Source organism: Mycobacterium sp. (assembly GCF_036488105.1).
Taxonomy (GTDB): domain Bacteria; phylum Actinomycetota; class Actinomycetes; order Mycobacteriales; family Mycobacteriaceae; genus Mycobacterium.
In genome coordinates, this window is sequence record NZ_DASXHW010000390.1 from 14,488 (window position 1) to 37,078 (window position 22,591).

Annotated in this window: 18 protein-coding genes and 2 riboswitches; of the genes, 7 read left to right on the forward strand and 11 right to left on the reverse strand. The window is 66.2% G+C overall.

What is annotated here, in order from left to right; all coding sequences use genetic code 11:
* Positions 1-9 precede the first annotated feature (9 nt).
* The 7 genes from VGH54_RS20470 (at position 10) to VGH54_RS20500 (ending at position 10,944) form a co-directional block, all read left to right on the forward strand.
* Entirely contained in the window at positions 10-1,446 is a 1,437-nt protein-coding gene (locus VGH54_RS20470; RefSeq protein WP_331513908.1) for a GuaB1 family IMP dehydrogenase-related protein, read from the forward strand.
* A 185-nt stretch (positions 1,447-1,631) separates the two neighbouring features.
* Complete coding sequence (locus VGH54_RS20475) at positions 1,632-2,996, forward strand: hemolysin family protein (protein WP_331513909.1); 1,365 nt, start codon at positions 1,632-1,634, stop codon at positions 2,994-2,996.
* Positions 2,996-4,048 (forward strand): hemolysin family protein, encoded by a 1,053-nt coding sequence (locus tag VGH54_RS20480; protein ID WP_331513910.1) that lies wholly within the window; start codon positions 2,996-2,998, stop codon positions 4,046-4,048. Before VGH54_RS20475 ends, VGH54_RS20480 begins: the two co-directional genes overlap by 1 nt.
* Positions 4,041-4,934 (forward strand): 3-methyladenine DNA glycosylase, encoded by an 894-nt coding sequence (locus VGH54_RS20485; protein ID WP_331513911.1) that lies wholly within the window; start codon positions 4,041-4,043, stop codon positions 4,932-4,934. Before VGH54_RS20480 ends, VGH54_RS20485 begins: the two co-directional genes overlap by 8 nt.
* A gap of 58 nt (positions 4,935-4,992) precedes the next feature.
* Entirely contained in the window at positions 4,993-7,191 is a 2,199-nt protein-coding gene (locus VGH54_RS20490) for a malate synthase G (protein WP_331513912.1), read from the forward strand.
* Between the two features lie 76 nt (positions 7,192-7,267).
* Complete coding sequence (locus tag VGH54_RS20495) at positions 7,268-9,391, forward strand: substrate-binding domain-containing protein (RefSeq protein WP_331513913.1); 2,124 nt, start codon at positions 7,268-7,270, stop codon at positions 9,389-9,391.
* Between the two features lie 398 nt (positions 9,392-9,789).
* A complete protein-coding gene (locus tag VGH54_RS20500) occupies positions 9,790-10,944 on the forward strand; it encodes a hypothetical protein (protein WP_331513914.1) in 1,155 nt (384 codons plus the stop codon).
* 1 nt (position 10,945) lies between these two features.
* On the opposite strand, the gene gcvP is transcribed toward VGH54_RS20500, so the two are convergent.
* The 11 genes from gcvP to secA2 form a co-directional block, all read right to left on the reverse strand.
* Positions 10,946-13,777 (reverse strand): aminomethyl-transferring glycine dehydrogenase, encoded by a 2,832-nt coding sequence (gene gcvP, locus VGH54_RS20505; RefSeq protein WP_331513915.1) that lies wholly within the window; start codon positions 13,775-13,777, stop codon positions 10,946-10,948.
* Positions 13,778-13,811: 34 nt separating this feature from the next.
* A riboswitch (glycine riboswitch) is annotated at positions 13,812-13,919 on the reverse strand.
* A riboswitch (glycine riboswitch) is annotated at positions 13,920-14,017 on the reverse strand. It lies immediately after the preceding riboswitch.
* Positions 14,018-14,084: 67 nt separating this feature from the next.
* A complete protein-coding gene (locus VGH54_RS20510; RefSeq protein ID WP_331513916.1) occupies positions 14,085-14,729 on the reverse strand; it encodes a MerR family transcriptional regulator in 645 nt (214 codons plus the stop codon).
* Between the two features lie 299 nt (positions 14,730-15,028).
* Entirely contained in the window at positions 15,029-15,523 is a 495-nt protein-coding gene (locus tag VGH54_RS20515) for a bifunctional nuclease family protein (RefSeq protein ID WP_331513918.1), read from the reverse strand.
* Between the two features lie 107 nt (positions 15,524-15,630).
* The gene (locus VGH54_RS20520; protein ID WP_331513919.1) at positions 15,631-16,374 is read right to left on the reverse strand and encodes a MerR family transcriptional regulator; all 744 of its coding nucleotides are present in this window, start codon (positions 16,372-16,374) and stop codon (positions 15,631-15,633) included.
* Entirely contained in the window at positions 16,374-16,844 is a 471-nt protein-coding gene (gene garA / locus VGH54_RS20525) for a glycogen accumulation regulator GarA (RefSeq protein ID WP_331513960.1), read from the reverse strand. Before garA ends, VGH54_RS20520 begins: the two co-directional genes overlap by 1 nt.
* A gap of 209 nt (positions 16,845-17,053) precedes the next feature.
* On the reverse strand, positions 17,054-17,449 hold the full coding sequence (gene gcvH, locus VGH54_RS20530) for a glycine cleavage system protein GcvH (protein ID WP_331513920.1): 396 nt from the start codon (positions 17,447-17,449) through the stop codon (positions 17,054-17,056).
* A gap of 23 nt (positions 17,450-17,472) precedes the next feature.
* Positions 17,473-18,330: a DUF881 domain-containing protein gene (locus VGH54_RS20535; RefSeq protein ID WP_331513921.1), complete on the reverse strand. Its 858-nt coding sequence runs from the start codon at positions 18,328-18,330 to the stop codon at positions 17,473-17,475.
* A 16-nt stretch (positions 18,331-18,346) separates the two neighbouring features.
* Positions 18,347-18,679, reverse strand: a complete 333-nt coding sequence (locus VGH54_RS20540) for a small basic family protein (protein ID WP_325691218.1) — start codon at positions 18,677-18,679, stop codon at positions 18,347-18,349.
* Between the two features lie 49 nt (positions 18,680-18,728).
* Positions 18,729-19,646 carry a DUF881 domain-containing protein gene (locus VGH54_RS20545; RefSeq protein WP_331513922.1) on the reverse strand — a complete coding sequence of 306 codons (918 nt, stop codon included), beginning with the start codon at positions 19,644-19,646 and terminating at the stop codon, positions 18,729-18,731.
* A complete protein-coding gene (locus VGH54_RS20550) occupies positions 19,639-20,235 on the reverse strand; it encodes a CDP-alcohol phosphatidyltransferase family protein (RefSeq protein ID WP_331513923.1) in 597 nt (198 codons plus the stop codon). Before VGH54_RS20550 ends, VGH54_RS20545 begins: the two co-directional genes overlap by 8 nt.
* 11 nt (positions 20,236-20,246) lie before the next feature.
* A complete protein-coding gene (gene secA2, locus VGH54_RS20555) occupies positions 20,247-22,571 on the reverse strand; it encodes an accessory Sec system translocase SecA2 (protein WP_331513924.1) in 2,325 nt (774 codons plus the stop codon).
* Between the last annotated feature and the right edge of the window lie 20 nt (positions 22,572-22,591).

Below are 22,591 nucleotides of genomic sequence, written 5' to 3' on the forward strand. Positions count from 1 at the left end.
TCGGGGGCGATGAGGTTTCTGGAGGGGCACCGTCCCGCGTACGACCTGACCTACAACGACGTCTTCGTCGTGCCGAGCCACTCGGATGTGGAGTCACGCTTCGACGTCGACTTGTCCAGCAACGACGGTTCGGGCACCACGATCCCGGTGGTGGTGGCCAACATGACCGCGGTCGCCGGCCGGCGAATGGCCGAAACGGTGGCTCGCCGCGGCGGGATTGTCGTTCTGCCGCAAGACCTTCCGATCACCGCGGTGCAGCAGACAGTTGACTTCGTCAAAAGCCGCGACCTGGTCGTCGACACCCCGGTGACCTTGGTGCCGGACGATTCGGTGTCCGACGCGCTGGCGCTGATCTCCAAACGCGCACACGGGGCCGCCGTGGTGGCATTCGAGGGACGGCCGATCGGACTGGTCACCGAATCGTGCTGCGACGGGGTCGACCGCTTCGCACGAGTTCGTGACATCGCGATCACCGACTTCGTCAAAGCCCCGGTGGGAACGAATCCGCGAGAAATCTTCGAACTGCTCGAGCACGCCCCGGTCGATGTCGCGGTGCTGACCGGTGCCGACGGCACAGTGGCCGGCGTGCTGACGAGGACCGGTGCGATCCGGGCCGGCATCTACTCACCGGCGGTCGACGCGAAGGGCCAACTGCGCATCGGCGCCGCGGTCGGGATCAACGGCGACGTGGTCGCCAAGGCCCAGGCGCTGACCGAGGCCGGTGTCGACCTGGTGGTCGTCGACACCGCTCACGGACATCAGGTGAAGGCGATGGACGCGATCAAGTCGATCGCGTCGCTGGACCTGGGTGTGCCGTTGGTCGCCGGCAACGTGGTGTCGGCCGACGGCACCCGCGACCTGGTCAACGCCGGCGCGTCGATCGTCAAGGTCGGCGTGGGTCCGGGTGCGATGTGCACCACCCGCATGATGACCGGCGTCGGCCGGCCCCAGTTCTCGGCAGTCCTCGAATGTGCCTCGGCCGCGAAGCAACTCGGCGCCCATGTGTGGGCTGACGGAGGGGTGCGTTACCCGCGCGACGTAGCGCTGGCGCTGGCGGCGGGCGCGTCCAACGTCATGATCGGATCCTGGTTCGCCGGCACCTACGAGTCCCCCGGCGACCTGCTGCGCGACCGCGACAACCGGCCGTACAAAGAGAGCTACGGCATGGCGTCCAAGCGCGCGGTGGTCGCGCGCAGTGCCGGCGACAGCGCGTTCGAGCGGGCCCGCAAGGCGTTGTTCGAGGAAGGCATCTCGACCTCGCGGATGGGGCTGGACCCGGCCCGCGGTGGCGTCGAGGACCTGCTCGACCACATCACGTCCGGTGTGCGGAGCACCTGCACTTACGTCGGTGCGTCGACGTTGGCCGAGTTGCACGACCGGGTGGTGGTCGGTGTGCAGTCCGCAGCGGGCTTCGCCGAAGGCCATCCGCTGCCGCTCGGGTGGTAAACCACAACGGTTGACAGGCGTGTCGACGCGGCAACGCGTGCTCGGGCGCGTCGCGCCTTCGCTACCATCAAAGGTCACATCATCCGTGGTTACGTAGAAGGAAGGGTTCCCGTGCCGCAGGCACTCGCGCCGTCCGGCGTGTGTGACGCCGACGCTGAGGAGCCTCCTTCGCGTAGGTGGCTTCGATGAATCTCGTCGTCACCCTGCTCAGCCTGGTGGCCATCGTGATCCTCACCGCGGGCAACGCGCTGTTCACCGCCGCCGAGTTCTCCCTGACCACACTCGAGCGCAGCACCGTCGAGGCCAACGCCCGCGACGGTCGCCGGCGCGATCGCTTCGTGCGCCGCGCCCACCACACCCTGTCGCTCCAGCTGTCCGGCGCACAGCTGGGCATCTCGATCACCACGCTGGTCACCGGATACCTCACCCAACCGCTCGTCGCGGAGCTACCGCACCCCGCCATGGATGCGCTCGGGATACCCAACCGGATCGCCGACGGGGTCATCACCTTTGTGACCCTGCTGGTCGTCACGTCGGTGTCGATGATCTTCGGTGAGCTGGTGCCGAAGAATCTTGCCGTGGCGCGGCCACTGCAGACCGCCCGCGCCGTTGCCGGGTTGCAGTTGCTGTTCTCCTGGTTGATGACGTGGCCGATTCGGGTGACCAACGGTGCGGCCAACTGGGTTCTGCGCAAGCTCGGTATCGAGCCCGCTCAAGAACTGCGGTCGGCTCGTTCGGCGCAGGAACTGGTGTCGCTGGTGCGTAATTCGGCTCGCAGCGGCTCGCTGGACCCCGCCACCGCGGCACTGCTGGACCGGTCGCTGCAATTCGGTGACCTGACCGCCGAGGAGTTGATGACTCCGCGGTCGAAAATCGTTGCACTGCAAGTTGATAACACCGTCGCCGATCTGGTGGAAGCCGCCGCCGAGAGCGGCTTCTCGCGGTTTCCGGTCGTCGACGGTGACCTCGACGAGACCGTCGGCATCGTGCACGTCAAGCAGGTCTTCGGAGTGCCGGCCGCCGAGCGTGAGTTCACGCTGGTCACTGCCGTCGCGCAGCCGGTTGCCAAGGTGCCCTCCACGCTCGACGGCGATGCGCTGATGGGACAGATTCGCGCCAATGACTTGCAGACCGCGATGGTCGTCGATGAGTACGGCGGTACCGCGGGCATGGTGACCGTCGAGGATCTGATCGAAGAGATCGTCGGCGACGTCCGCGACGAACACGATGACGCCGCACAGGATGTCGTGGCAGTCGGCAACGGTTGGCGGGTGTCCGGTCTGCTGCGCATCGACGAGGTGGCCACCGCGACCGGCTACCACGCCCCCGAGGGCGAATACGAGACGATCGGCGGGCTGGTCATGCAACAGTTGGGCCGCATTCCTGCCATCGGCGACGAGGTTCAGCTGAGTGGATACGAGCACGACGGCGTCCGGTATACCTCCGCTTGGCGGGCCAGAGTCGTTCGGATGGACGGCCGCCGCATCGACCTGCTCGAGCTGACCCAGTTGTCCGATCACGCCGATTCCGCCGCCGTGCGAGGTCGATGATGGGTGACCTGCTCGAGCTGTTGGCGACCATCCTGTTGGTGGGCGCGAACGCGTTTTTCGTGGCAGCAGAGTTCTCGCTGATCTCCGCGCGACGGGATCGCTTGGAGGCGTTGGCCGAACAGGGCAGGTCAAGTGCGGTCACCGCGCTGCGGGCCGGCGAGCAGCTTCCGCTGATGTTCGCCGGGGCCCAATTGGGCATCACCATCGCGTCGCTGATGTTGGGCCGACTCGGCGAGCCCGCGGTCGCCGACCTGCTGCAGCGGCCATTCGATTTGGTCGGCGTCTCGCCGACGGTGCTGCACACCGTGTCGCTGATGGTGGCGCTGGCGATCGTGGTGACGCTGCACGTCCTGCTCGGCGAGATGGTCCCGAAGAACATCGCGATCGCCGGCCCGGAAAAGGTGGCGATGCTGCTGATTCCGGCCTATTTGGCCTACGTGCGGACCGTTCGGCCGATCTTGAATTTCTACAACTGGTGCACCGGTGTGACCTTGCGCGCGCTGCGGGTCCAGCCCCGAGACGAGCTCGAGGTCGCGGTGTCCACGGTCGAGCTGAGCGAGATGATCGCCGAGTCGGTGTCGGAAGGCCTGCTGGATCCCGAGGAGCACACCAGGCTCACCCGGGCGCTGCAAATCCGCAACCGCACGGTCGCCGACGTGGCCGTCCCGGTCGCCGAGATCCAGGCGGTGCCGGTGGCCGCCGCCGGCTCTGGGCCGACAGTCGGGATCGTCGAAAAGGCTTTGGCCGCAACCGGCTACTCGCGATTCCCGGTGGTCGGCATCGATCACGGATTCGTTGGCTACCTGCACATCAAGGACGTGCTGTCGTTGGCCGGCGACCCGCACGCCGTGATCGACCTGGCCAGCGTCCGGCCGCTGCCGAGGGTATCCCAATCGCTGACGGTGCCCGAGGCGCTGTCGCGGATGCGGCGCAGCAACAGTCACCTCGCGCTGGTCACCGGTCAAGACGGAGCCGTGGTGGCCATGGTGGCACTGGAGGACTTGGTGCGGGACCTGGTCGGCCTGGTGCGCGACGGGACGCAGCGTGTCTGATGTCGCCCGGCGGTTGGATGCCGAGCAGTGGACCGCCCGCGCCGACGAATATGCCTCACGCGTCGAAAGATTCGTGGCCCCGCACGCCAGGCGGGCGCAGATTGGCGAGCCGCACCCGGTCTGGGACTTCCTGTTCAGCTACTACAGCCTTCGACCTAGGCAACTGCGGTGCTGGCATCCCGGCTATGGCGTGGTGCTGACTGGCGGCGAAGCGATCCGTCGATACCGAAACCGCAGGGGCTACACCGTCGACCTCTCTGGTGTCGGCGTGAGCGAGGACTACCTGCGCAGCCGGGTGGAGACCATTTCGTTCGTGGCCGATCTGCTGCGTGAAACCGCGCGCCGGCCGGCCCAGCTGAACTGCTTTGGACTGCATGAATGGGCGATGGTCTACCGCAGCGGAGAGGTACGCCACGACCGTGTCCCGCTGCGGCTGGGCGCCGCGGGCACCGACACCGTGATCGAGGCCGAGGTCGCCGGCCCATTGCGGTGCAGCCACTTCGACGCGTTCCGCTTCTTCGCCCGCGAAGCCGTGCCACGCAACGCGGGCTCGCCCAGCCGGGCCACGCAACAGGATTGGGAGCAGCCCGGTTGCCTGCACGCGAACATGGATCTGTACAAGTGGTCGTACAAGTTGAGCCCGCTGATCGACTCCGAGACGCTGCTCGACTGCCTGGAACTGGCCGCGGCTGCGCGTGAGATCGACATGCGAGCCAGCCCGTATGACCTGAGCGACTACGGGTATACGCCTATCACGGTCGAGGACGCGGCGGGCCGTGCCGAATATGTGCGTTGCCAGAAGGCCATCGCCACACGTGCTGAGCCGTTGCGGGCAGCGCTGCTGGCACGGTGTGACCTGCTGCTGCAGGCCGCCGGTTGCCGGTAGATGGGCCGCTGGCCGGTAGGCTGACATTTGATTTCGATAGCTAGGTGCGGAGGAAAAGATGACGGATCGCGTGTCGGTGGGGAACCTGCGCGTCGCTCAAGCGCTGTACGACTTTGTCAACACCGAGGCTTTGCCCGGCACCGACATCGACCCCGACAGCTTCTGGGCGGGCGTCGACAAGGTGGTCACCGACCTGCAGCCACAGAACCAGGACCTGCTGGCGCGCCGCGATCAGCTGCAGGCTCAGATCGACAAGTGGCATCGCCAGCACGTCATCGAGCCGCTTGACCCCGAGGCGTACCGCCAGTTCCTCACCGAGATCGGTTACCTGCAGCTAGAACCCGATGATTTCACCATCACCACCGCGGGTGTCGACGACGAGATCACCACGACGGCCGGCCCGCAGCTGGTGGTGCCCGTCCTCAACGCGCGGTTTGCGCTGAACGCTGCCAACGCCCGCTGGGGCTCGCTGTACGACGCGCTGTACGGGACCGATGTGATCCCGGAGAGCGACGGCGCCGAAAAAGGCACCAGCTACAACCGGGTCCGCGGCGACAAGGTGATCGCCTACGCGCGCAAGTTCCTCGACGAGGCGGTTCCGCTGGTGTCGGGCTCGTGGACCGGTGTGACGGGACTCAGTGTCGAGGATGGCCAGCTGCAGATCGCGACCGCCGAGGGTTCGGTCGGCCTGGCCAGCCCGGAGAAGTTCATCGGCTACACCGGCGAGCTCGGCTCCCCCGACTGGTCGGTGCTGCTGGTCAACCACGGGCTGCACATCGAGATCCTGGTCGACCCGCAATCGCCGATCGGCAAGACCGACGCCGCCGGCATCAAGGACGTCGTGCTGGAGTCGGCGATCACCACGATCATGGACTTCGAGGACTCGGTGGCCGCGGTTGATGCCGACGACAAGGTGCTGGGCTACCGCAACTGGCTCGGGCTCAACAAGGGTGACCTGTCCGAGGACGTCAACAAGCACGGCAAGACCTTCACCCGCGTGCTCAACCAGGACCGCACCTACAAGACGCCCGACGGCGGCGAGCTGACCCTGCCCGGTCGCAGCTTGCTGTTCGTCCGCAACGTCGGCCACCTGATGACCAACGACGCCATCGTCGTGAGCGACGGCAACGGCGCGGAAAACGAAGTGTTCGAAGGCATCCAGGATGCGCTGTTCACCGGTCTGACCGCGATTCACGGCCTGAAGACCGGCGACGGCAACGGCCCGCTGACCAACAGCCGCACCGGGTCGATCTATATCGTCAAGCCCAAGATGCACGGGCCGGACGAGGTCGCCTTCACCTGCGAGCTCTTCAGCCGCGTCGAGGACGTCCTCGGCTTGCCGCAGGGCACGCTCAAGGTCGGCATCATGGACGAGGAGCGCCGCACCACGGTCAACCTCAAGGCGTGCATCAAAGCCGCCGCGGACCGTGTCGTATTCATCAACACCGGTTTCCTGGACCGCACCGGCGACGAGATCCACACCTCGATGGAGGCGGGTCCGATGATCCGCAAGGGTGCGATGAAGAGCACCACCTGGATCAAGGCCTACGAGGACAACAACGTCGACACCGGGCTCGCCGCCGGTTTCAAGGGCCGAGCGCAGATCGGCAAGGGCATGTGGGCGATGACCGAGCTGATGGCCGACATGATGGAGCAGAAGATCGGCCAGCCGAAGGCCGGCGCCACCACCGCGTGGGTGCCCTCGCCGACGGCGGCCACGCTGCACGCCATGCACTACCACTACGTGGATGTGGCTGCCGTGCAGGAAGAGCTCCAAGGCAAGAAGCGAGCCACCATCGACGAGCTGCTGACGGTCCCGCTGGCCAAGGAACTGGCCTGGGCGTCCGAGGAGATTCGGGAAGAGGTCGACAACAACTGCCAGTCGATCCTTGGTTACGTGGTTCGCTGGATTGACGCGGGTGTCGGCTGCTCGAAGGTGCCCGACATCCACAACGTCGCGTTGATGGAAGACCGTGCCACGCTGCGGATTTCCAGCCAATTGTTGGCCAACTGGCTGCGGCATGGCGTCATCACTGAAGAGGATGTGCGCGCTAGCCTGGAACGGATGGCTCCGCTGGTGGACGAGCAGAACGCCGGTGAGTCTGGGTACCTGCCGATGGCTCCCAACTTCGACGACAGCATCGCCTTCCTGGCCGCCCAAGAGCTGATCCTGGAGGGCGCTCAGCAGCCCAGCGGTTACACCGAGCCGATTCTGCATCGGCGCCGGCGCGAGTTTAAGGCCCGCGCCCATGAGTGACGTCTGTCCGCGGGAGTATCGACTAGCCCGATGACTAGAGGTTGCAGGCAGCTCCGGCGCCCAGGAGAGGACCGGCATGGGTAGGCACAGAGCCCCCGATGACGACGAGCCGCCCGGCGAACCGTCGGATGACCATCCCGGGCCCGAAGACTTCGGCGACGCCGGCGGCTATCACGAACCCGGGAATTTCCCGGCGGACGAACCTGCTCACACCGATTCCTTCTCGGCGCCGCGTTATCCGGATCGGCCGCCAGAGGAGTTTCACGACGACTTTGACGACCACCGGGGGTTTTTCGACTTCGACGAGCCCGCTGACGATCACCGCGATGACTTCGCCCGCCCGCAGCCCGAGCGGGAGCTGCCCCCTGCCGACGTCGATCCGCCGGACGACTTCCCCGGCTTTCCGCGACGCGACCAAGGGCCGCCGACTCCACCCCCGCCGTCTCAAACCGGCGGCCATCGAGGGCTGCCCGGGTTTGGTGGCGGTCATCGCAACGAGGCCGGCCGGCGCGGCGTCAGCATCGGGGTGATCGCCGCTCTGATCACTGTCGTCGTCGTGGTCGGGGTGGTGATCCTGTGGCGTTTCTTCGGCGATGCGCTGTCCAACCGCTCGCACAGCGCGCGATGCGTCGGCGAAAAACAACCCGTCGCCGTCATTGCCGATCCGTCGATCGGCAACCAGGTGCAGCATCTCGCCGAGCGGTTCAACTCCATTGCCGCACCGGTCGGCGACCACTGCGTGTCCGTCGGCGTCAAATCCGCCGGCTCCGACGCCGTCGTCGACGGCTTCCTCGGTAAATGGCCGGCAGAGCTGGGTCAACGACCGGCGCTGTGGATTCCCGGCAGCTCGGTATCGGCCGCGCGGCTCACCGCCGCGGCGGGCAAGGAGACGGTCACCGACAGCCGGTCGCTGGTCACCTCGCCGGTGGTGCTCGCGGTACGACCTGAACTCCAACGAGCACTCGGCGACCAGAAGTGGGCGACGCTGCCCGATCTGCAGACCAAGCCGGATTCGTTGGCGGGACTGAAGCTGCCGGCGTGGGGTTCGCTGCGTCTGGCCCTGCCGCTCGCCGGCAACAGCGACGCCGCATACCTCGCCGGCGAGGCGGTAGCGGCGGCATCCGTGCCGCAAGGTGCGCCACCGACCGACGGTAGCGGCGCGGTGCGCATGCTGATCGGCGGTCAGCCCAAGCTCGCCGACAACTCACTGGACGAGGCGATGAAGGCGCTGCTGAAGTCCGGTGACGCGGCGACTGCGCCGGTGCATGCGGTGGTCACGACCGAACAGCAGCTGTTCGCCCGCGGCCAGACGTTGCCCGACGCCGGCAGCGCGCTGAGGTCGTGGCTTCCGCCGGGCCCGGCCGCGGTCGCCGACTACCCCACCGTGCTGCTCAGCGGGTCGTGGCTGTCGCAGGAGCAGGTGACGGCGGCCAGCGAGTTCGCCCGCTTCATGCACAAACCAGACCAATTGGCCGAGCTGGCCAAAGCCGGCTTCCGCGCCGAGGGCAACAAGTCACCGAAGAGCGACGTCACCAGCTTCCCCGCGCTGCCGTCGACGCTGTCGGTCGGTGACGACGGCACCCGCGCGGCCCTGGCCAACGTGGTGTCCGCGCCGGCGAGCGCACCGGCGGCGATCATCATGCTCGAGCAGTCAATGATCACCGCGGAGGGCGACAAGACCCGGCTGGGCAATGTCGTCAGTGCGCTCGAGGACCGCATCAAGTCACTGTCGCCGAGTGCCGTGATCGGGCTCTGGACCTTCGACGGCAAGGAAGGTCGCTCGGAGGTGTCGGCAGGCCCGCTGACCGATCAGGTCGACGGCCGGCCGCGCTCGGAGGCGCTGACGGCGGCACTGGATCGACAGCACGCCTCGTCAGGCGGGGCGGTGTCGTTCACCACGCTGCGGCTGATCTACCAGAACGCGCTGGCCAATTTCCATGCCGGACAGACGAATTCAGTGCTCGTGATCACGGCCGGTCCCCACACCGATCAGAGTCTCGACGGCGAGGGCCTGCAACAATTCATCAAGCAGAGCGCCGACCCGGCCAAGCCTGTCGCGGTCAACGTGATCGACTTCGGGTCCGACTCCGACCGGGCGACCTGGGAGGCTGTCGCGAAGCTCTCCGGCGGCAGCTACCAGAACCTCGCTACCTCGGCATCGCCGGACCTGGCCACCGCGGTAGCCAAGTTCCTGAGCTGACAAGCTCGACGCCGGCTGCATAGGCCGTATGTGATCCGCTGCGTCCCATTTGAGAGCCATCCTTCGGCGCCCAAAGTGTAGGGAAAACCTTATTGCTTAAGCGTCATATTTCGCACTGGATTACCTAAGCATTCGCTCAGGTACTTGTAAGCGGGCGCTGAGACGTAGTTCGCGCCGGGCCGCCCGATTGGACAGTAGCGCGGGCGACTGGGGTGCAGCCGCTGCGCAGTCGCTTAGAGCTAGTCCATTTGTCGGACAAAGTTCCTATAAGTCAGACAACCGCGAGTTTTATTGGGCACATGAGCAATATTTTGCTATTTTTATGCAAATTCTCAGGTAAGCTGCCGCCCAACTGTGACATGCGTCACAGACGGTGCTTTAAAAAGGAGATGCCCGCGATGCCACACGTATTACGCCCCTACGCCACCGCCGGAGTCGCCCTGGTCGGCGCCAGCATCATTGCCGTCACGCCGCTGGCGGTGCCGCCTCCCAACGTCCAGGTGCGGCCGGTCCAACTGGTCGACGCGTGGTCGGACCTCCTCACCGAGACGACCGCCAACGTGGACAGCATCGCCAGCAATGCCAGCTTGTCGGACATCTCGAGCGTCTTCAGTGCACTTTTGACCAACCCACTCGGCGTCATCGGTGCTCTGACGAACCTCGACCCCGCCGTCACCACGACCACGGGCACCGATCCGCTTCTACACATCGGGGTGGAGTTGACGCCGGCGCTGGAGATGGGGCTCGCGCAACTTGGCGCGGAGGGCGCCACGCTCGAGGCGATCAACGGCGTCCTTGCTCAGCTGAGCGCCGATCCGTCGAACGCACTCAACATTCTTTACGAGGGCACGGCCACCGTCCTCAACGCCGGGCTCAACGGCGCGGACAACGTCAGCCTGCTGGGCGGCATCATCAATATCCCGCTCTTCAACGGCCTCCTCGCCCCCGAACAGACGTTGACCGCCGACCTCAACCTGACCGAGCTGCTGAACGCGCTGGGGCTGGGCAACCTCGACCTGAGTAACCTCGACCTAAGTAGCTTGTTGAGCCAACTCGGGCTGGGCCACCTGACCCTGGGCGGGTTGGTCAGCGACCTGAATTTGGGCAACGAAGGCCTCGGCACCTTGCTGTCGAACGCCGGCATCACTTCGCTGGGCGGTTTGTCGACCCTCCTCGGCCTAGACAACCTGAACCTAGGACTGGGAACTGCGTTGAACGACGCTGGCCTGCTTACCGGGGTCCTTGACACTCCAATCATCTTGGCCGCGTTGAACGCTATCGATCTGGGCACCCTGCTGGGCGACAACACCACCAGCATCACTTCCGTGTTGAACAGCGCAGTCCCGAACTTGAGTACGCTGCTCACAGACTTGGACCTTTCCAACCTGCCCATAGATCTGAGCAGCTTGACCGGCCTCTTAACCCCGACCCTGGACGCCCTGCTCGGGGATCTCGGCCTGGGCGACCTGGCCGACGTAACCGTGACTCCGTTCGGCGGCCTGATCACCGAACTGGTCGACACCGTGCCAGCCCAGATTTTCGCCGCTATCTAGGTCAGGCGTAGGACTCCACCGGAGGGCAGGAGCAGACCAGGTTGCGGTCGCCGTAGGCGCCGTCGATGCGGCGCACCGGTGGCCATACCTTGGGCCGGAAGCCCTTGCCGAGCGGGTATGCGGCGACCTCGCGGGTGTACGGGTGCTCCCACTTGTCCACCAGCAGGCACTCGGCCGTGTGCGGCGCGCCGCGCAGCGGATTGTCGTCGACCGGCCACTCCCCTGCGCCGACCTTGTCGATCTCGGCGCGGATGGCGATCATCGCGTCGCAGAATGCGTCGATCTCGGCGAGGCTCTCGCTCTCGGTCGGCTCGACCATCAGCGTGCCGGCAACCGGGAAGCTCATGGTCGGCGCGTGAAAGCCGTAGTCCGCCAAGCGTTTTGCGACATCGTCGACGGTCACGCCGGTCGACTTTGTGATCGGCCGCAGGTCCAGGATGCACTCGTGGGCGACCATCCCGTTCTCGCCGGTGTACAGCACCGGGTAGTACTCGTCGAGCCGGCGGGCGATGTAGTTGGCCGAAGCGATCGCCGTCAGCGACGCGGCCCGTAGCCCGGGTGCGCCCATCATCCGGATGTAGGCCCAGCTGATCGGCAGGATGGACGCCGACCCGTAGGGCGCCGAGGACACCGGCGGACCAGCCGGTAGCTCGGGCGCCAGCGGATGGCCGGGCAAGAACTGCTCCAGATGCGAGCGCACCGCCACTGGCCCGACACCCGGACCGCCGCCGCCATGCGGGATGCAGAACGTCTTGTGCAGGTTCAGGTGGCTGACGTCGCCGCCGAACTTGCCGGGCCGGGCCAGTCCGACCAGCGCATTCAGGTTGGCGCCGTCGATGTACACCTGGCCGCCGGCGTCGTGCACGGCCGCGCAGATGTCGGCGATGTCCTGCTCGTACACCCCGTGCGTGGACGGGTAGGTGATCATCAGCGTCGACAGCCGCTCGGCATGCTCAGCGACCTTGGCGCGCAGGTCGTCGAGGTCGACGTCGCCGTTGGACCGGCAAGCCACCACGACCACCCGCATCCCGGCCAGCGCGGCCGATGCGGCGTTGGTGCCGTGCGCGCTGGACGGGATCAGGCAGACATCGCGCTGCGGCTCGCCGCGGCTGGCGTGGTAGGCGTGGATGGCCAACAGCCCGGCGTACTCGCCCTGAGATCCGGCGTTCGGCTGCAGGGACACCGCGTCGTAGCCGGTCATCTCCACCAGCCAGGTCTCCAACTCGGCGATCAGCTTGCGCAGGCCCTGGGTATCGGAGGCCGGCCCGAATGGATGCTGGCGCGCGAACTCCGGCCAGGTGATGGATTCCATTTCGGCGGCGGCGTTGAGCTTCATCGTGCACGAGCCGAGCGGAATCATGCTGCGGTCCAACGCAAGATCCTTATCGGCCAACGCGCGCAGGTACCGCATCATCGACGTTTCGGTGCGGTAGCGGATGAACGCCGGGTGGGTCAGGAATTCCGAAGTCCGGTTCACGATGCCCGCGCAGACAGGCTCGGCCGCCATAATGCCGAACGCGTCCAGCACAGCCGCCACATGGGCGTCTGTAGTCACCTCGTCACACGTCGCCGAGACGTGGTCGTCGTCCACCCGCCACAGGTTGATGTTGTTGGCCTTGGCCGCCGCGATCACCGCGTCGGCGCGACCGGGAACCCGGGCCAAGACGGTGTCAAAGTACTTGTCGTGCACCAACGAATCGCCGAGAGCGGCGGCGATCGCCTCGGCGTGGCCGTGCACCCGCCGCGCGATCCCGGTCAGTCCGTCGGCGCCGTGGTAGCTCGCATACATCGCGGCCATCACCGACAGCAGCACCTGAGCGGTGCAGATGTTGCTGGTCGCCTTGTCGCGACGGATGTGCTGCTCGCGTGTCTGCAGTGCCAGCCGGTAAGCGGGTGAGCCGTCGGCGTCCATCGAGACGCCGACCAGCCGGCCCGGTAGCTGGCGAGCGTGCTGTGCGTGCACCACCAGATATCCGGCGTGCGGGCCGCCGAATCCCATTGGCACACCGAAACGTTGGGTATTGCCGAACGCCACGTCGGCGCCGATCTCCCCCGGCGGCGTAATCAGCGTGAGCGCCAGTAGGTCCGCGCCGACGGCCACCAGCGCGCCACGGTCGTGTGCCTCCGCGACCAGCGCCGACCAGTCGGTGACCCGGCCGCTCGCGCCCGGCAGTTGAGCGATGACGCCGAAGAACTCGCCGTCCGGGAGGCCCTCGCGCAGCTCGGCGGTGACGATCTCGATGCCGAGCGGCTCGGCCTGGGTGGCCAGCACGGCGGCGGTCTGCGCGAACACGTCGACGTCGACGGCCAACCGGTTGGCGTTGCCTTTCACCGCGCGATGCATCAGCGTCATCGCCTCGGCGGCCGCGGTGCCCTCGTCGAGCATCGATGCGTTGGCCACCTCGAGGCCGGTCAGGTCGGCCACCATGGTCTGGAAGTTCAGCAGCGCCTCCAGCCGACCCTGGCTGATCTCCGGCTGATACGGCGTATAGGCGGTGTACCAGGCGGGGTTCTCCAAGATATTGCGGAGCAGCACAGGCGGTGTGTACGTGTCGTAGTAGCCCTGCCCGATCATCGACACCGCGACGGTGTTGGCGTCGGCCAGTGTCCGCAGCTCAGCCAGCGCTTCGGCCTCGGTAGCCGCCGGCGGCAGCTGATCCAGGCCGGGCGCGGCGCCGGAACCGGTCAATCCGTCCAGAATGCCCGCGGGCAAAGCGCGACGCGCGAGTTCTTCGAGGGAGTCGACCCCGATGACCTCGAGCATCGCCGCGACGGCAGCGCTGTCCGGGCCGATGTGCCGGTCGGCAAAGAACGGGTTGGTGTAGTCGGACATTTGCGAACTCCTGACAAAGACGGAGGAAGGCAGGTCCTCCCCCTCTGTCGTCTACCCGAACCGGGCGCCTGAGAGATTCGACATCCGAATGTCTTTCCCCATGGGCGGGCGACCCGAAAGTCACCGCTTTCCAGAGGCATCGGGGTCTGGCGCGGTCCGGGTGCCTGAGAGGTTGACGGAGAGGTATTGCTCCTTCGGCGTCCGTGGCTGGCGGCCACGGAACTCTCCCGCGCAAGAACGATGCGGTGTCGAGTTTACCGACTCGATGCCGCCGGCGTAGCCAGCGGCATGGACATAACGGCTGGAGTCAGCCGATCTTGCGGTCGCGGTGCTTGCGCCGCGAAGCCAGCTCGTCTTCCGGCGCGGCGATCGACTCGCCGTCGTCGGCGCGCTCGCCGGGGAAATCTGCGATTGCGCCGGTCAGCTCGCGCATCGCTCCGGACACGGCGATGCCGAACACGCCCTGTCCACCCTGCAGCAAGTCGACGACTTCTTCGGCCGAGGTGCACTCGTAAACCGTGGTGCCGTCGGAGAACAGTGTGATGTTGGCCAGGTCCTGCACGCCGCGCTGACGCAGGTGATCAACCGCGACACGGATGTTGTGCAACGAGATCCCGGTGTCGAGCAAACGCTTGACGATCTTGAGCACGAGGATGTCTTTGAAGGAGTACAGCCGTTGGCTGCCGGATCCGGCGGCGCTGCGGATCGACGGCACTACCAGCGAAGTACGCGCCCAGTAGTCCAACTGGCGATACGTGATCCCGGCGATCTGGCAGGCGCTCGGGCCGCGGTAGCCGACCAGCTCGTCGGGCACCGAATCGTCGGGGAACAAGCCACCCTGCACGGGCTCGCTGGAAACGCGGATTGCCTGATCGGGGCGGGAGGCCGGGCTGTCGTCGAGCGCGCTCAAAGACTCGAGATCCAGTTGATCTTGACGTGGTTGGTCACCCACGGTGCTTCCTCTCGCCGATCGCGCTCGTTACGGGCTGGCCGGTTTCCGCGTTTGCTCGCGTTTGCTCAATCGAGTGCTTGTGAGCATACGCTTTTCGACTCACTCTGGTGTCCGTAGAACTAATTAGTCGAATTCAAAGTATGGCGGTCGAGGCGGTGACTCCCCGCTATCCGCTGGGCGTGTCGAGGTCGAACTCGCAGTTGAGACGCATCCGTGATGTTGTCGACTCGGGTATGCCCTGCTCGATTAATGCGACTCGCACTTTTTTGGGCGGGCCGACGTCGATTTCCGTTTTGCGTTCAGGTGGCCTTGAAATCGTCAGGCGAGACGCTGTCCAAAAACTCTTTGAACTTCTCCACCTCGTCTTCGCGAACGGCGGTGGACGGCTCGTCGTCGTTCTCGTCGGGGATCAGCAGGCCAGCCTCCGCGAGGACGGCTTCTTCGACGTAAATCGGTACGCCGACCCGTAAAGCGATGGCCACCGAATCCGATGGCCGCGCCGACACTGTGATGTTCCGGTCAAAGATCAAGTCAGCGTAGAACGTGCCTTCCTGCAGGTCGACGATACGCACCTCTTTGAGCGAATGGCCAAGCGCGACAATGAGATCTCGAATCAGGTCGTGGGTCAGCGGACGCGGCGGCTCGACTCCCTGCTGCTCGAGCGCAATCGCGGCTGCTTCGGACTGGCCGATCCAGATCGGCAGGTACCGGTCGCCGTCAGCCTCGCGCAGCAACAGCACCGGCTGGTTCTGGGGCTGCTCGACGCGAATGCCGACGACGCGAACTTCACCCATCTGTGTCTGCCCTCCGCACGTGCTGCCGTCTCCGATCAGACCTGCTCCGACGTCGCGGTGCAAACACCAAGCCGCCGAACGCAAGCTGTGGTCCAAAGTCTAGTCCTTCAGCGGTGGAGAACGTCGCGCACTGCGGACTTGATCAACGAGGTGTGCAGCGTGATCGCCAGGGCAGCGACTTCGCGTGCGAGGTCGTCGGCGCGGTCGCGGGAACCGGTCTTGCCGGCCTTGACGAGGGGCCCGGCAATCTGCGCTATCAGGTCGGATTGCCGGTCGGCGGCCGAGCGGAATGCCCGGAGATGACGCGGTTCGACGCCGTAATCCGCGAGTGCTCGGGCGCACTGCAGGATCACCACGGCGTGCTCGTCGAAAAAACCACCCGGACCGGTGGTGATCACCCCCGCCTTGAGCAGCGCCGTGAGCAACTCGGCGTCAACCCCTGAACGCTCCAGCAGGTCTTCTCGACTGAGCCGGACGCGGGCAGTGGACACCGCTGCCGAGTCCGAGGCGGACGCTGCGGCGCCATTCTCGCCGACCGAGACCAATCGCGGTACACCGTAAGGTGATCCGGCCGGTGGCAGCTCGCCGTCGGGCTGCGCGTCCAGCTGGGCCTTGATCACCTTCAGCGGCAGGTACTGGTCACGCTGGGCCGTCAGTATGAAGCGCAGGCGTGCGCAGTCGTAGGCGGTGAACCGGCGATAACCCGATGCCGCGCGTTGTGGCGTTACAAGACCCTCGGCTTCCAAGAAACGGATCTTGGAAATCGTCACATCCGGGAAGTCCGGCCGTAGCAGGTCAAGGACCGCTCCGATAGACATCCCGCTCAGTGCGGGGGTCTCGGGCGCGGTCACTAGCTTCCGGGCCCTCCGTCGTCACCGACCTTGGGACCGGTCAGGAATACCAGGCGGAATTTGCCGATCTGCACCTCGTCGCCGTTTGCCAGCACGGCCGAGTCGACCGGCTCGCGGTTGACGTAGGTGCCATTCAGGCTGCCGACGTCAACCACGTGGAACTCGTCGCTCTCCAACCGGAATTCGGCGTGCCGACGGCTGACAGTGACGTCGTCGAGGAAGATGTCGCTGTCGGGATGACGGCCGGCCGACGTGGTGGGTTGGTCGAGCAGGAAGCGCGAGCCGGCATTCGGCCCCCGTTTGACGACCAGCAACGCTGAACCGACCGGCAGCCCTTCGACACCGGACACCGCGGTCTCCGAGCCCGACTGCGCGGGAGCGTCCAGTTCATTGAGGAAGTCGGCGCGGAAAACAGATGTCGTCTCCACGGTGACTTCATCAGAAGTCTGGTCGTTGTCCTTGTCCGTCACCCGCTGCTCCTTACTGACCGCTGCTGCGTTGTCTGGTTGGGTCCGGTCGACCGGCTTCCCACCCGCTGTGACCGTCGATGTGACGACCGTACCGCGCACAGGAGCCCAATGTGCCGTCCCCCGCCGGATCGGCGGCGACATCTGATCGCCGTCCGAGTCCGGCCCGGTCCGGCATGCATCGTTGCCGGGCGCAGGGAACGATAACAGGGTCATTCAGCCAGCGTGCCGCGGTAGGTGTCGGCGTCCAGCAGCTCCGCGAATCCCTTCTCCAGGGCCTCGGCGTCGACCTGGAGGTCAATGAGCCAGCCGCCGCCGTAAGGATCGGAGTTGACCAGCTCGGGGCTGGCGTCCAACTCTTCATTCACAGCAACAACTTTCGCCGTCACCGGTGCGTACAGATCTGACACGGACTTGGTCGATTCCACTTCGCCGAAGGCGTCCCCGGCCGACAGGTCACTACCCACATCAGGCAGCCGGACGAACACGACGTCGCCGAGGGCATCCTGGGCGAAGTCTGTGATCCCCACCCGGACGGTGTCGTCCCCGGTTCGCCGAATCCACTCGTGTTCGGCGGTGTAGTGCAAATCAGGTGGGATTTCGCTCACGGTTTTCCTGTTCTGGTCGGTTACTACTTGACTGGCTGAGCGTATTGGCGCGGTTTTGGTTGTCGCAAGGCGGTGATGTCGACCTTGTCACCCTGCTGCACCGACATGGTGCCGCCGACGCGTTTGACACTGTCCACCGCGCCGCCGGGAATGTTCATCGCTGCCGCAAGCGTCGGTGGATCTCCAATGGCGGCAACTGAATACGGCGGTATGAGGGTTTTGCCGTCGACGGTCAGCGCACCGGGAGCACCGACGATCCAGGTGTCGACGCCGGTCCGCACCGCCTGGTGCCCATCGCTGATCTGGATGGCCTCGGCGCCGGCGGCCCGTAGTTCGTCGAGCACGTCGAGCATCGCCTGCGGCGCAACCCCGGGCCCGGGATCCTCGATGCGCACGGTGACACCGGGGCCGGTGGCGCCGACTGTGCCGATCAGGATCGACAACGCCGCCAGCCGGGCCTGAGCGTTCTGGATCGCGGCCTGGTCGCTGCTGCCCGAAGCCTGCAGAGCGTTCAACGAGCGCTGCAGTTCGGCGACTTCGGTACTGAGCGTCGCTTCGCGTTGACGCAGCGAATCCAGCAGCACCAGCAGGTCCGCGGGACGGGCCGTATCCAATGAGTCGCCAGTGTTGGTCTGGTGCACCTGGGTTGCGATGGCCACGCCCAGCAGCAGACACAAGATCAGGGCCAGCGCGCCGAAAACTTTGCGGCCGCGTCGCAGAAATCCGCGCGGCTGCAACTCGCCGATCGCGGGTTTCGGTTGGTGCGGCGCCAGTTCGTGGCGACCATGCTGCTCGGCCTCCTCCGCCTCCACGGGCTTTTCGGCATCGGGCTGGTGCGACTCCGTGGTGGTGTCGTCGGCTTCGGGATCGGTGTCGCTCATGTCGGACGTATACCCGTTACGCCCCGAAGAGTCGGCGCCGCAGCGCCGCGGCGTTGCCGAAGATGCGGATACCCAGCACGACGATGATCGCGGTCGACAGCTGTGTGCCGACGCCCAACTGGTCACCGACGTAAACGATCAGCGCCGCGACCAATACGTTGAACACGAACGACACCACGAAGACCTTCGGGTCGAAAATCCGTTCCAGGTATGCGCGCAACCCGCCGAACACCGCGTCGAGTGCGGCGACGACCGCGATCGGCAGATACGGCTGGATGACCTCCGGCACGCTGGGATGAAAGACCAGGCCCAGCACGATACCGACGGCTAGCGCTGCGATACCGATCATCGATGCTCTGCCTTCGCTATCTGGATGTTTTGCACTAGGTTTTCCCGCACTACGACCCAATCTGTTTGGCGAACTTGACATCTCGGACCGCCCCGGCGGGCAGCGTGAGATTGTCCTTGGCGCTGACGCTCACGCCGACGCCGTATGAGGTCTCCAGGAGTCGCAGCCGGCGTAGGCCCGGGCTGTTGTCGAACACGTCTTGCATCGCATGCGGTGGCCCGACCGCCAGAACCACATACGGACTGCTGGTGGGATTGTTGTCGACCAGAATCGCGCCCCCAGCCTGCCGGATAGTCACGTTCGGGCCGATCCGGACTCCGTCGACGGAGATGGCCTCGGCACCGCTTGCCCACAACGAGTTGACGACCAGCTGCAGGTCCCGATCGAGGATGATCTGCTGGCTGCCGGCGACTCGCTGCTTGGAGACGTCGGACAGGTTCGGGCCGACGCCGGGCTCGGTCACGGTGACGCTCAGACCCGGACCAGTGACCGGGGTGCTCGCGGCGGCCAGGCCAAGCCGGTCGAGGCTGGCGAGCAGTTGCTGGCCTGCGGCGTCTTCGGCCAACGCGTGCCGCTGAACGTTATCACGTTGCGCGGCAAGCGTATTGCGACGTGCGGTGAGCGCGCCGGTCGCCGCCTCTTCGGAACGCACGCCGGCCGCCAGCACCCGTTGCGCCGCGCTGACTCCCGGTGCGACCAGCCGGGCCTGAGCGACAGCCGCAGCGAACACCGACGCCACCAGTAATGCGGCCAGCGCTTGCCAGACCCAGCTCATGGCGCGGGCTCGGCGGGTTGGTGGCTCGCCGCTGCGGTCCTGCTGCGCGGCCGCGGCCGCATAGCCGGGATCCAGATGCTCGGAAAGCAGGGCGCGCAGCAGCGACGGCACGGGGATCAGCTGCGGTCGTCGGGCATTGTGTGCGCTGAGGCCCGCGTTGGGGTCGTAGCCGCCGAGTGCCTGGTCAGCCATCGCGGGCCTTCACCGGCGGCATTCGGCGCAGCACCGTGACAACCTGCCACGCGTACACGAAGAACGACCACAGGTACATGTAGGTGCCCCAGATCAAAAACGCCCAGCCGCAAGCCAATACGACACGACTCCACTGCGCGTCCCACTGACCCAGCAGAATCAGCGGGAAGGCCGACATCAACGCGAACGTCGCTGCCTTACCGACATAGATCACCGGCAGGGCGGTGATGCCGCGGGTGCGCAACAGTGGCAGCTCAGCGACCAGCAGCACATCGCGCACCAGCAGAATCGCGATGATCCACCACGGCACGATGTGGCGGAGCCCGAACGCGATCGGCGTCGTCACCATGTACAGCCGGTCGACGAAGGGATCCAGATACTCCCCCAGCCTTGACGACTGGTTCATCAGCCGGGCGATCTTGCCGTCGGCCCAGTCGGAGGCGCCGCTGAACATCAGGATGGCGACCGCCCAGCCGTCGGCGTGGGCGACCAGCAGCAGATAAACGAAGACCGGGATCAGTGCCAGACGGACTCCGCTGAGCACGTTGGGCACCGTCAGGAGCCGGTCGTGGGCAGGCGGCCGGTTCATGTGCGGTGACCTTATCTGAAGATGCCCGGCAGGCTCAGCGCGGAAAGCGAGTCGTCGGACAGCGGGTTGTCGTGCACCATGTAAGTCCACGTCGACGTCGGACGGGCCAACTTGGACAGATCCACGCCAGGCTCGTCCTCGATCGACGCTGAGGTCTCGAAGGTCTGCTGCGCCGCTTCGATCGCGTCGGCGGCCAGTGACGCGAACGCGTCGACGGCCATCCGGTGGAATTCGTCGAGCGGGTTCTGCCGTCCCAGCGCTCGCAGGTGGATGCTTTCCCGGATGTCGGCCAGGTAAGCGAGATGGTCGGCCCACCCGCGGTCGAGGTGATACAGCATGATCAGCCGGCAGATTTTCTCGAGCTGATCTTCGGAAAGGTCTTCTGACAGCTCGTCGTAACGTTCGGGGGCCAGCTCGGCGAGCTCTTCGCGAGCGGCGGCGGTGCTGAGCAGTCTGTTGCGCCGCTCGACGATGATGGCTCGCTGCTGAGCGGTCAACTGGTTGTAGCGCCAGGTGTTGGCGTGCACGTCGAGCAGGCGGCCTTCCGCGACACGCTGGGCGTGATCGAGCAGTCCGGCCACCTTGTTGCTGACGATGCGGCCGTCGTCGTCGGTCTGCATCGGCAGCTTGTTGGGCTCGAGGTTGGCCGCCGCGACGTCGTCTTCCCAGCTCGAGAAGAAGACCGACGATCCGGGATCGCCCTGACGGCCGGCGCGGCCGCGCAGCTGGTTGTCCAGTCGCTCGGTGTGGTGCCGGCCGGTGCCGACGACATGCAGACCACCGAGCTCGACCACCTTCTCGTGGTCGGCTTCATCGGAACCGCCGAGCCGGATGTCGGTGCCGCGGCCGGCCATCTGCGTGGACACCGTGACGGCCCCGAGCGTGCCGGCCTCGGCGATCACCCCGGCTTCCTCGGCGTCGTTCTTGGCGTTGAGCACCACAGCGGGGACGCCGCGACGCTGCAGTCGTTCGTGCAGCTCTTCGGACTCGGCCACGTCGTGGGTGCCGACCAGGACGGGCTGTCCGGTCTCGTGGATGTCGATGATGTGCGCGATGATCGCGTCGATTTTCGCCGCGGCGGTGATGTAGACCCGGTCGGTTTCGTCCTCGCGAACGTTGGGCGTGTTCGGCGCGATCGGAGAGACACCGAGCTTGTAGAACTGGCGCAGCTGTTCGCCTGCGGCCAAAGCGGTTCCGGTCATGCCGCACACCGTCGGGTAGCGGTTGATCAGCGCCTGCACGGTGATGGTGTCGAGCACCTCACCGGTTTCGGTGGTCTCGATGCCCTCTTTGGCCTCGACCGCGGCCTGCAGACCGTCCGGCCAGCGTTGCAGCTGGGCGATGCGGCCGCGGGAGGCGTTGATCAGGTGCACGGCGTCGTCGCGCACGATGTAGTGCACGTCGCGGTGCAGTAGGACGTGCGCGTGCAGCGCGACGTTGACCTCGGTGAGCGTGGTGCCGACGTGCTCCTCGGAGTAGAGATCGATTCCGCCGAGCTGCTTTTCGAGTTTGTGCGCACCGGCCTCGGTCAGGTGCACGTTGCGGCTGTCGGAGTCGGTGTCGTAGTCGTCGCCGGCGTGCAACTCGCCGACCAGCCGGATGACTTCCAGCCGCGGCTTCTCACGGTGGCTTGTTCCGGCCAGCACCAGCGGGACCAGCGCCTCGTCGACCAGCACCGAGTCGGCTTCGTCGATAAGGGCGACGTCCGGGTTGGGCGACACCAGGTCGTCGACATCGGTCACCAGCTGATCGCGCAACACGTCGAAGCCGATCTCGTTGACCGACGCGTAGGTGACATCGCAGTTGTATGCCGCGCGACGCTGCTGGGCGGTCGATTCCCCGGTCACCCAGCCGACCGTGACGCCCACCGCCTCCAGCAGCGGCCCCATCCACTCGGCGTCGCGGCGGGCCAGATAGTCGTTGATGGTCACGACGTGAACGTGCCGACCGCCCAACGCGTAGCCGGCCGCGGCGATCGCTCCGGCCAGCGTCTTGCCCTCACCGGTTGCCATTTCGACGACGTCGCCGGCCAACATCCGCAGCGCCCCGAGCAGCTGCACGTCGAACGGCCTGAGCCCGGTGGCCCGGTCGGCGGCTTCCCGCGCGATGGCGAGGTACTGCGGGACGTCGTCGGCCTCGGCCAGGTCGTCGAGGTCGAGCAGGCCGGCGGCTTTGCGCAGCTGCTCGTCGTCGAGACCGGCGGCTTTCTCGTCATACTCGGCCGACGCGGTGACCTGGGCCAGTGAGCGGCCCTGGTTCTTCTCGGTGCTCGCGCCGAGCAGTCGCCAGAAGCGGCCGCTCACCCGGGCGGACGAAGAGCTGGTGGTCTTTGACACAGGTCAACGGTACGTCAGGT